At 48.6% G+C, this 10188-nt stretch carries 7 protein-coding genes; 5 read left to right on the forward strand and 2 right to left on the reverse strand.

The features are described from left to right. A partial coding sequence (locus H573_RS0115605; protein ID WP_027875083.1) for an IS3 family transposase occupies positions 1–247 on the reverse strand: 247 nt, incomplete at its 3' end. Between the two features lie 305 nt (positions 248–552). Here H573_RS0115605 and H573_RS0115610 point away from each other — a divergent pair. The 5 genes from H573_RS0115610 (at position 553) to H573_RS0115635 (ending at position 4303) form a co-directional block, all read left to right on the forward strand. Further along, entirely contained in the window at positions 553–1626 is a 1074-nt protein-coding gene (locus tag H573_RS0115610) for an ADP-ribosylglycohydrolase family protein (RefSeq protein WP_027875084.1), read from the forward strand. Between the two features lie 61 nt (positions 1627–1687). Further along, on the forward strand, positions 1688–1930 hold the full coding sequence (locus H573_RS18585) for a hypothetical protein (protein WP_051171375.1): 243 nt from the start codon (positions 1688–1690) through the stop codon (positions 1928–1930). Positions 1931–1955: 25 nt separating this feature from the next. Beyond that, on the forward strand, positions 1956–2090 hold the full coding sequence (locus tag H573_RS19835) for a hypothetical protein (protein WP_267878910.1): 135 nt from the start codon (positions 1956–1958) through the stop codon (positions 2088–2090). Between the two features lie 755 nt (positions 2091–2845). Further along, positions 2846–3256 (forward strand): hypothetical protein, encoded by a 411-nt coding sequence (locus H573_RS0115630; protein WP_027875086.1) that lies wholly within the window; start codon positions 2846–2848, stop codon positions 3254–3256. A gap of 210 nt (positions 3257–3466) precedes the next feature. Beyond that, a complete protein-coding gene (locus tag H573_RS0115635) occupies positions 3467–4303 on the forward strand; it encodes a hypothetical protein (protein WP_027875087.1) in 837 nt (278 codons plus the stop codon). A gap of 15 nt (positions 4304–4318) precedes the next feature. Here the strand turns inward: H573_RS0115635 and H573_RS0115640 are convergent, their stop codons facing one another. Further along, complete coding sequence (locus H573_RS0115640; protein WP_027875088.1) at positions 4319–9676, reverse strand: site-specific integrase; 5358 nt, start codon at positions 9674–9676, stop codon at positions 4319–4321. Between the last annotated feature and the right edge of the window lie 512 nt (positions 9677–10188).

Raw genomic sequence — 10188 nt, forward strand, 5'->3', positions numbered from 1 at the left:
CTGTTTCAAGGCGCTTAACTTGCCGCTCGAGCTCCCGAATACGACGCTGTTCTGACGTCATAGGAGAGGCATCGTAGCTGCCACCAGAACGTTCTTGCTTGAGTTGGCGAACCCATTTGTCCATCGTGGACTTGCCCACGTTCATGGCTTCGGCGGCGTCTTTCACTGAATAGCCCTGGTCAACGACGAGCTGTGCGGATTCGAGCCGAAACTCGGGGCTGAAGGTCGGGCGTGATGGTCTGGTCATTGGGTCACCTGTAATCGAATGAGGTGATGCTATCACCTCTAATTAGGTGGCCAAATTCACTATGCCACTACAACAGAAGGCTACATCATAGCGATATTAAACAGGGTAAAAGCGGACCGACACCATCAACTAGGCAGTTGCAATAGCCAGTGTTGAAGGGAATGCAGAGTTTCATACAGCTCTTGTCCCACTTGCATCTTGGGGGTTAGAGTTTGCCAGTCGTGGTTTATGACGTAACGACTAGCATCAATGGCATCGAATATCCCTGTGGGGCGAAGCCTGTTACCCGGTTGTTGAGGCCTAAGATGGATACAGACACCTCTTTGACACTGATAGAGAAAGCTCGGGGCTGCCTTCTGGCCGGCGCGGTAGGCGATGCCCTCGGCGCACCAGTTGAGTTTATGTCAATCGACGAGATTGTAAGACAGTTCGGCTCGAGTGGAATCACTAGCTATGCGCCGGCATATGGTGGCACTGGAAAGATCACGGACGACACGCAGATGACGCTGTTCACCGCGGAGGGCCTTATTCGCGCGTCGGTTCGAGGGCAACGCAAAGGCATTTGTCACTTCCCTAGCGTAGTCGCTCATGCCTATCAGCGCTGGTTGCTGACACAGGGCCACTCGAACCCTGAGATATCTGCGGCTACTGACGGCTGGCTCTTCGGCATAAACGAACTCCACTCTCAACGGGCACCCGGGATTACCTGCCTAACCGCACTGGAATCGATGTCGTATTTTGGGGAAGCTGCTATCAACGACTCCAAAGGGTGCGGTGGCGTCATGCGGGTAGCGCCTGTCGCATTCATAGGCGCCGCAACGGGAGATAACACCAACGCCACCAGCGCCTTTGAAACAGCCGTCGAGATCTGTGCTTTGACGCACGGCCATCCCACCGGCCAACTTGCTGGCGGTTACTTTGCTGCATTGCTGACTTTGCTCACTAACGGTGAACAACTCCTTCCCGCTGCCATAAAATGCATCGATATACTGAGGAACCACGAAAATCACTCTGAAGTCCTAACACACATTGAGCGAGCAATTGAAAAATCTACAGCTAGCCCAAACTGTCGTAACACACTGACAGAGCTCGGCGAAGGGTGGGTTGCCGAAGAAGCGCTAGCGATGAGTCTGTACTGCGCTTTATCGAGCGATAATCTTCAAGACGCACTGATTCTTGCAGTGAATCACTCAGGGGACAGCGACTCAACAGGAGCAATTACCGGAAACATTGTAGGCTTGATGGCCGGAGAGCGAGCTATACCTGCGGAATGGCTTGAAACGCTAGAACTGAAGAACGTGATCACCGAAGTCGCAGAGGACTTACTTACACCCGACAACGGGACAGACTCTTGGTGGGCGAGGTATCCAGGCCACTGACAGGTCAATGAGATCTATTGGGAGCTGATACGAAAGTCCAATACAGAGCGAGGCGTGAGATATGAAGCATTACGAGCCCATCAAAAGAACAGAAAACGATGTTATCGCCATCACGTGCGACGCCTGTGGCCGGTACTTTCAGGACCAGGCCGAACTACAGGCTTTTGTCCATATTGAAAAAACCGGCAGTTACGGCAATATATTTGGAGATGGCGTCAAAATCACCTGCGACCTCTGCCAACACTGCCTCAAAGAAAGACTTGGGGATGCCATCAACACCACGCCAATGCAGGAGCGCGCGTAGACGATCAATTCAGGGAGGAAAGACGATGGGAGAATTGACTGCACTGCTGTTGGCGCTGCTATTGGTAGTCGCGGCGATTAGCGTGCCACTCATCTTTTACCTAAACGCGGAGCGACTAGCTGCCTACATCCAAAAGCGGCGTGCTCAGAAGAAGCCGTGATGCCAGTCTTTCTTGGTCGCGTTTCACGGTAATCTAGTACACTGCTCGCGCAAACTCCAGCAGCATGCACCGCACATTTACAACCTAAACCGCTGTTTCTAATGACTTGACTAAACGCTTCCCTTTTGGGGTCAGGAAGTACTCAATCGGTAGCTTTCCTGGCCCCCTAGCCACATGCTTATCTTTCACAACCCTACGCGACATAAGCTCCGAATGTCGACGTACGACTTTATTCAAAGAGCCCCGATCAATACCCAGCTCGTCCAGCATGACTTGAGGCCGGCGAGGTGTCTTCAAAAACAATAAGATTTTTAGCGCCTGTGGTGTCAGATTATTCCTCAGCATAACCCTGACCACATGCTCTGCGAAAAGTGTACTCATTGGTTGATCTTTCCAAGGTAGCCTTTTACGACTATATTCTTATACACAGCCAAAGGTGTGAGAGCAGTTGCGAAACGCGCTCAAGGCATCGCCCTGACTCACCTATCACTCACACCATCAGCAAAGACGGTAGTAGAAATGATCTCAATGGGTTTCGTTTTATTCAACGCTGCAGTTGTACTCGTTGCTAGCTTGGCATTCGTTACGCTCAACCGATACTACAGCAGAACGTGGCGAAACTTGCTTTTTTCTAAAAACTACTACGAATCAATGAACTAGATCAGGATACGTCGTAGCGCTGTAGCGCGTACTACCGAGCTTTGCACAAGTCACTAGAATCGAGAGTGACACAACTTCGTGCAAAGGATAGGTCCATGAAAAAAGCTAATGAACCCGACAGCCAAATACAGATAATGCGACTTGGCGAGCTAAGGATGCTTGGTATCGAGCCACCTGATGCCCTGCGAGATGGGCCTGACGAGGATATGCTCACCATGCCACGACATGCCGGCCAGAAGTGGGCAAGCCAGATTCTTCGGCAATGGAATGTACCGAGCATCGAAGCGGCAGCTTTTATCAATGCTATCAGCAGTGATGACCTAAGCAACATCATTGTCATACACCAATTTGTCCGAGTGTTGTTCCCTAATCTTCCTCCCGCGGACTACATACATGTCGAAATAAGGGCTTTTGAAGAGAGATCGCCGTGGCAACTGGTGCAGTGCGGTGAATCATCGCAGGTGCGCAAATATCTTGCCTACCATGTGTTTGGCGGAGGTTGGTAATTTACTGTAATCACTTACATCGAAAATTGAATTTTAGAGACTCCCTCAACATAAGCTACCCTCGCAATTCGGACACGAACTCCGTTCAGCTGACATAATCCAAAATACTTGCCATTCATAAATAATTGTTTTAAATGAATATTTTTATTGATTTGGGCCGATATTTCGTTATATCTATATAAATCTAATAATCAATATGGATCTATCAACATGAGTAAAGACAGCGAATACAAATTTGGTGATTCACGTATTATTTGCTTTATTCATCCGCATCAAGGTGGCGAAGTGAATGTGAAAGAAAAGTATATTGAATACGACACTGATGCGCCAATCAGCGGCGAAATGAAAATTTTTTCAGATTCGCTAATCAAATCTATGAACGACTTTGTGGTCGAATTTTTTACTAACGACCTTCTAAGCGTAGGAAGCAAGTACAGAGTTTTTTATGTGCCAGATGAGGACTATGATCATGGGAAAGCCATTTTAGTCTATGGCGGAAAAATAAAAAATTCGACTTTTAGCACCATCCTTTCTGCGACAAAGTACTTTTGCCAATCCATCATTTCCCAGATGAGTATCGACTCCGATTATGGCGATAAGCTGCCTGACGACCATCGAGAACTCCTTGACGTAGCCATATCCAAATTCCGCTCTGCTTGCGCAGGAAAGCTTATCAAAGATCCCTTTACGGTCTCCTTTCCAGCTGACAAATCAAGCAACGGAATTGTCTTCCAGGGTAATTTTGACGAACCTCTTCTAGCAGAAAAAACGACAATGACAATGGAAGGCTTGGCTAGACCAAACGGATTTCTGATCGAGTCGAATGTCGTTTCGCTTACGCCACTTGACGACAACAAAATTCCGACTGATAAGCCCATCAATTTCATCATCAAGAGAACGGATATGATCCGACAGTCAAACGACGCGATCTCCCAAGGAAAATTACTTGAGTTCAAAGGTCTACAAACTATTGATACTGCCAAGAAAAAGAAGAAGTATCATCTCACTGATTTAACGCTGACAGATGCATCTTTTGACTTATTCTAGTGCTGTTTTAACCTATCAAGCGCTCAATATAGACGCTGAAGCTCCGAAGGCCAGTAAAGCGACTGATAGTTCGTAGCTATTTCGTACAACACCTGATGCTCGACGCTCAAAACACAAGCCGCCGTATTCCATACATCTGTGCTCCACCCCACTAATGACGACAGGATACGGATCTAACTGACGCGACGCGTTCCTCTCTTCTGATATCACGCTGAACCCATTTTGTCTTAGTAAATCAGCCACTTTTTCGTCACCTTTTTTTACTACCACGGCGAAATCAGCATGATTTAGCGCTAATTTTTTAAACAACTCGATAACAAGTGAGCAGTGCTCAGCACTACTTATCAGAACCTGACGATTCCGGCTAATTAAATAAGGAAGATCATTTATATCCAGAGAACTTGCCACTCCCTTGTCATCACTGGCATCAACGTACCCACCCCACTCTATCAATCGACTCCACCCTGCCTCCGTAATGAAATCAAGTACCGTCCCTGCATATTCCCCACCATTAATCCATCGAGTGCCTTTACCTCGCACTCTAAACCGCATCAACTTACTGGCGATATCGACCAATGTCGCTATTTTTTGACAGTCATCTGGATGCAGGTTCAGACGCCTCCCAGCCCTCATCACGCCCATTCCCAGTGAGGCGAGCCGCATCGTCTTTAATATCAACAGTATATTTATCGGCTGGTAACTTATTGGGCGAACGCAATGTTCTGATTTTTCTTTATATATCCCGAAGCTCTTCGTGCTAACGGCATTGGCCAACATGCCTGCCCGTTGAGTTTTTACCGGGGTCAATGCATCAGCCCAATCGGTGAGCAAGTGATTGTAGTTTTTTAGTCCTATAGCAGGGAGACTATGCCCAACAAGCCGAGCGAGAGCCATACCCGAGCGACGAGTAGTAGCATGTTGCTCCCCGAGTACGGTACGCCTGACGACTTCCGTATTGAGCTCCCCCGCGAGTAACTGCGCCAGTGGTGTATCCAGGCCCAGCAGCGGAATCGCAAGTCGGTTATAAAAGCTATGGCGACAGTGGTGTAACACTAATGTGGTATTGCCAGTCACTTGACGCGCCAGCTCGATTACCTGAGTGGGTAGCTTCTCGGCCATCGACGTTAATTTTATACTTTCTTTGTGTACTTCACAGAATATTGGCATGCTGTGGCTCACACCTGACAGGCTATCGTAGCGCGTCATGATGTTATCGATTAAGGATCTTTCGCATGTAGAAAGTGGAAATAGTAATGGGACGGCGCGCCGGCTCGAGGTGCTTTTTAGCGTTCTATACGTATTGTTCCGAATCAATACCCAAGTAAAATCCTCTGAGTGACACCAATCTTTTTTACGAAGACCTAAGGCCTCATTTCTGCGCAGGCCAAAGCGATATGTGAGCAATAATAAAAAACCCATGAAAAGGCGTTCTTCGTTACGTCCCCACAATCCATCTTCAAGTACCGTCAGACACGACTGATAATCTGCCTCGCAAAGCACTCCGGGACGTACGTGCCGGCCCTCATTCTCTATATCTATATCCGCCCAATCTGGGTCATCGACACCACATTCACTTGCCCATTGGTGGAACTCCTTCAATCGTTTACCTGAGTAAGTAGTATCACTGCCTCTACGTCGATGAAAATCGAGTATGTTGTTATAGAACTGCGTGATCTCACCCTCATCGGCGGCTATCAAATCCACATCGTAGGCTAGTGTTAAAAAGGCCTTGTTGAGCCGACTGAAATAGGTCTCAATGGTATTCAGCGCGTAAGGCTTTGAGCCCATTTTTCGACCGTAACCCCGCCGCATTAAAAAGGCAAGCCAGTGACCCAGCATCAAGACCGTTGTACTGACTTTGCCCTCATAGGACTTACACAATGTCTCAACGGCTTTGGCGGACACGCTGTGTGTGGACTTTTTATAGCCACGTATGAGGTGATGAATACCTTCAAATAGCTGTTTTGCCTGCGCCTGCAGTAGGCTTTTATCCACCTCTGACAGCCGGCATTGATTGAGCCGTAAGCGACGATAATCAACATCGGTGCGAACCTCTCTTACTGCAATCGGCACCACTCGCTTTTCAGATTCCTTAATCCGCAAATAATCCTGGATTGGCAGACTTGTTGGCGGCGAGCGCTCACTTAGCGCACCGGCGACCATACCCGGAAAGAGCACCAAGTTAGTTTGTTCAATAACCCGCGTCAGTCGGCTTAAAACATCGACTAAGTGCGGATTAGGGTGCTTACAATTATCGATCTCAAGCAATTCGACCAGTGGATTTAGCTCAACAGGACTGGGATTCGTATCAGGATTTAAATTGGATTTTATCCCTTTTCCGTAGCAAAGAAAGCTAGCGACCTTATAACTGATTTCATGACGCTGAATAGGAGCTACGAAATCACCAGGATCCAGCATTTCACTGTATTCTAAAAAGTACGTCCGTTTGTGCTGAATAATGCGGTAGTGCCTACCGCAGCTGATATCACACAGCATGCGTAGGTAACTAATTCGTTTCTCAATGCAGAATAACACCGCACCAAGGATTAGCGCCTTCCGCTTTGATAGCGTGGCTTTTATGGTTGATGACTGTGTACTTGTCGCCCAAGCTTTTATCGCATCCAATGTATCCATACTGGGAGGAAGGCTTGGTGATATAAGAGCGCGCTCCGGTCGCACTGCCGCGACACGGCGTTTAATGGCAAACCGCGCCGCGCCGCCGCTACTCTCAGCTTCTTTGATAAGCACTCGCAACCTAAGACCCGCGTAAGGGTGGGGAAGCGTGCCCTCCTTGTAAAGCATGCGCCGAACAAGCCTCTCCATGCCATCGGCAGTTAATGAGGCCAATGGCTGAGCATCCGTCGTCAATGCAATATCATTCTTCGCAATACGAATGGCATTCTTTGCGTTTTGACTTCTGTTCCATTTACGAAGAGCGTCCCCAAAGCGCGTCGGCTCGCTGTAGGAAGACCTAGATAGCCGAATCCGGCTGAAGTCAGGCTGCACATTAACGAATGAATCCATATCGAAGGGAAGTCTCTCATACACCTCATTCAGTTCCCGGCGGTACGTTGAGGCATCTGACAGCCAACACCGAGGAGAATAGTCACTGTAAGTGGAGACGCCACGTTCAGCGTGCCCCAACCAACCGTCAATCACCTCCGTCGAAATGGCTGTCTGCGAAAGTAGCTGTGCAAAGCGGTGCCGAAAAACATTTGGCGGGAAGTCCCAGTTTAACAAGGCACCCCCAGGAAGGTCGGTATCGCCCATCGAATGCCATTTCATAGCCCCGTCAAGCTGGAAAAAGAGCGGTAGTCGCTCCGATTTCCCCTCTATCACTAGCGACAGGTCATCTGCGAGATTAGGACTGAGATGATTAATTGCTTTGGCTAATTTACGCAGGTAGTTCAAATAGGTTTGGGTTAGCCGCACTACCCTTTCCGGCAATGGCACCAGTCGACCAGCGTGCCGCCCCTCGTCAGCTTTGTCGTTAATGTAAACAAAGCGGTATTGCCAGTTAAAATGCAAGACCGACTCAAATGGGTCTCGCAGATAGCGACATCCAGTCGCAGCGTATAACGCAAGGACACAGTACTGCGCAAATTGGTTGTGGAAGGCTAGCCAATCACCGGCGTCCTTCGTTCGCTTTAGACGCCGACCCGCCTCTTCAATTTCATTTTCAACAACAACTTCAATTGGCGCTAAGAGACTACCCATTACATTGGGATTTGGCGGGAGGCCCGGCTCGGCGAGAGCCGAAAGGGAAATCCCTTTTTCCAAAGTTTGCATATCCCATGTTGCGTAACCGCATGCACCCGGCAGGCCACTATTAGGGTGAGACGTCAGCACTCGACTAAAATTGTGATCCCCGGTCCGCTGGAAAGCGTTCAACCCAGCGGTTTGAGCTAATTTGGCTGAGGTAATGCGCGGAAAGTGTTGCCGGGCGATAACGTTAAACCAGGATTCCAACGGTTCTTCACTTTGGTATTGCCACAAATGCGCTAAATGAGTGACTTGGCTGTCAGCATATCCCGCCGCCTTTTTGAGCACCTTTGTAATATTTACTGGAAGGCTGACCCGAATTTCTTCCGAGCGTGGCTTCACCAGTTGCTCAGTGGTTGCACCGGGTTGCCAAGAGTTTTGACGCCTAGGGGATAGCCGGTGAGCCAATTTGAAACAGGGAGTAAGTGCCCACTCACCCCCAGATTCCTTATTTACCGCAACCAACTGGACAAAATGGAGTGTTCGTCCCAAGCGGCAAGACATCCAGATAAGCGCCGCTCCGATCGCGACTTTATTATCTGTCGAAGCAAGTGAGTTACCTAGCCATGTTTCCAGCTGCGGCAATTCGGGGGGCAACACCCCATCATAACTCCAGGGTAAATAATGGGATGACTCTATCCTCTGAATGAAAAAACTATTGGTTTTGAGTTGTTGCAGCTCCGAGCTGTCCGTAGGATCAGTCGGGACGACCCAGGTGGGCTCAAGCTGCTCTTCAGCGGTATTCAGTCCGGGTAGTAGCTCATATTCACCATCATCTGTTTCAAATGATATTAGAGGGCTAGGCCGCCTTTTACTGAAATGTCCCGAGAACTTTGGCTTATACTCTATATCTAGGTAGGGCGTACTTTTCCCCATTGTGATGGCACGAATGGCATTGAGAACTGGAGGGATTGCCTTGTCGTCTTGGTAGTCTGGGTAAATTTGATCGGCTGCTAATCGCAAAGACTCCGTGAAACGCTCAAAGCTCTCTGGTGAGCTCGCGCGAAATCGCCTAGCTGAACCCAGCAATTGGTCAACGAACTGCCAACGGGGGGAGCTATGGCCAAGATTCAAGAAGCGAGAAACGCGACTGATCGAACTGTCTGCAATGTTATCTTCGTTAACAACGCGTATCGCAGCTTGAACAGCTAGCCACATGCGAAGGCGCCGCCGCTCAATGAAGGTTGCTGGATCTTTACTAGGAGAAAGAGGATAAGTATAGAGCGTGAGTAGGAACGTCCGTTTCTTTAACTCAGGAAACTGCCGGCGAACTTGATCAACTGTTCCGCGAGGAGAAATCGCCGCATAGTCTCTCGACATTTCGACTGATTCAGAAAAGGCCGAAGCAAAACGCCGAATTCGCTCCGCCTGATAATTCTCTCCCCAATCCTGAAGTATCGTTCTGGATTCTGGATGATCAAACTCTTCGACAAGGTTTGCGATCCCAACAATACTTGGGGTCAGCCCGAGAAGAAGGTATATAATCTCGAGCTCTTCATACAAGTCATTGTCATAAGACCATTGGCAAAGCCTCGCAAACCGCTCCCCTAGCCTTAAGGTCAGCTCATTAACTGGGGAATTGTGCCAATCCTCAACCGCCTCTTCCGACATAAAGCGCCCTTATGTCCGTGACCCAAAAGGACCAAAACTGCATTAATCATAAGGATTAATGCCACATAAGGCAAAATGAGAACATTATTCATGTTTTTACAAGATGAGGCTCATAACCGTAGGTTCGAATCCTGCCCCCGCTACCAAAAAAGAAAAGGCGAATCATGCACTTAGCAGATTCGCCTTTTTTATCGCCTAAATAAAAGTCTCTCTGTGCCCATTCTGTGCCCACAGTGTGCCCATCACCAAATTTACCCTGCGGCAAGCGCAACGCACTACGACCTTCGGGCACCCTATTCGGCCAAAAGAAATTACTGTAAAACGTCAGGTATGACACTGGCGATACAGCGCACCTAGCGGAGGCAATAATTTTGGAAGAAGAACAGAACATCAAGTTTTCAGAACTGACTCAGGAGATAGCCGCTGGCAACACGTCCGTCAATATCGAAATATATCGACTCGAAGGCCAGCAAGGCTGGTACTTAGAGGTTGTAGATGAGCACGGCAACTCT

Origin of the sequence: Neomelitea salexigens DSM 19753 (genome assembly GCF_000422345.1) — a bacterium.
GTDB classification, from domain to species: domain Bacteria; phylum Pseudomonadota; class Gammaproteobacteria; order Pseudomonadales; family Spongiibacteraceae; genus Spongiibacter; species Spongiibacter marinus_A.

Coding starts and splice junctions, on each gene's coding strand:
- H573_RS0115610 (WP_027875084.1), top strand. CDS start 553: ATGGATACAGACACCTCTTTGACACTGATAGAGAAAGCTCGGGGCTGC.
- H573_RS18585 (WP_051171375.1), top strand. CDS start 1,688: ATGAAGCATTACGAGCCCATCAAAAGAACAGAAAACGATGTTATCGCC.
- H573_RS19835 (WP_267878910.1), top strand. CDS start 1,956: ATGGGAGAATTGACTGCACTGCTGTTGGCGCTGCTATTGGTAGTCGCG.
- H573_RS0115630 (WP_027875086.1), top strand. CDS start 2,846: ATGAAAAAAGCTAATGAACCCGACAGCCAAATACAGATAATGCGACTT.
- H573_RS0115635 (WP_027875087.1), top strand. CDS start 3,467: ATGAGTAAAGACAGCGAATACAAATTTGGTGATTCACGTATTATTTGC.
- H573_RS0115640 (WP_027875088.1), bottom strand. CDS start 9,676: ATGTCGGAAGAGGCGGTTGAGGATTGGCACAATTCCCCAGTTAATGAG.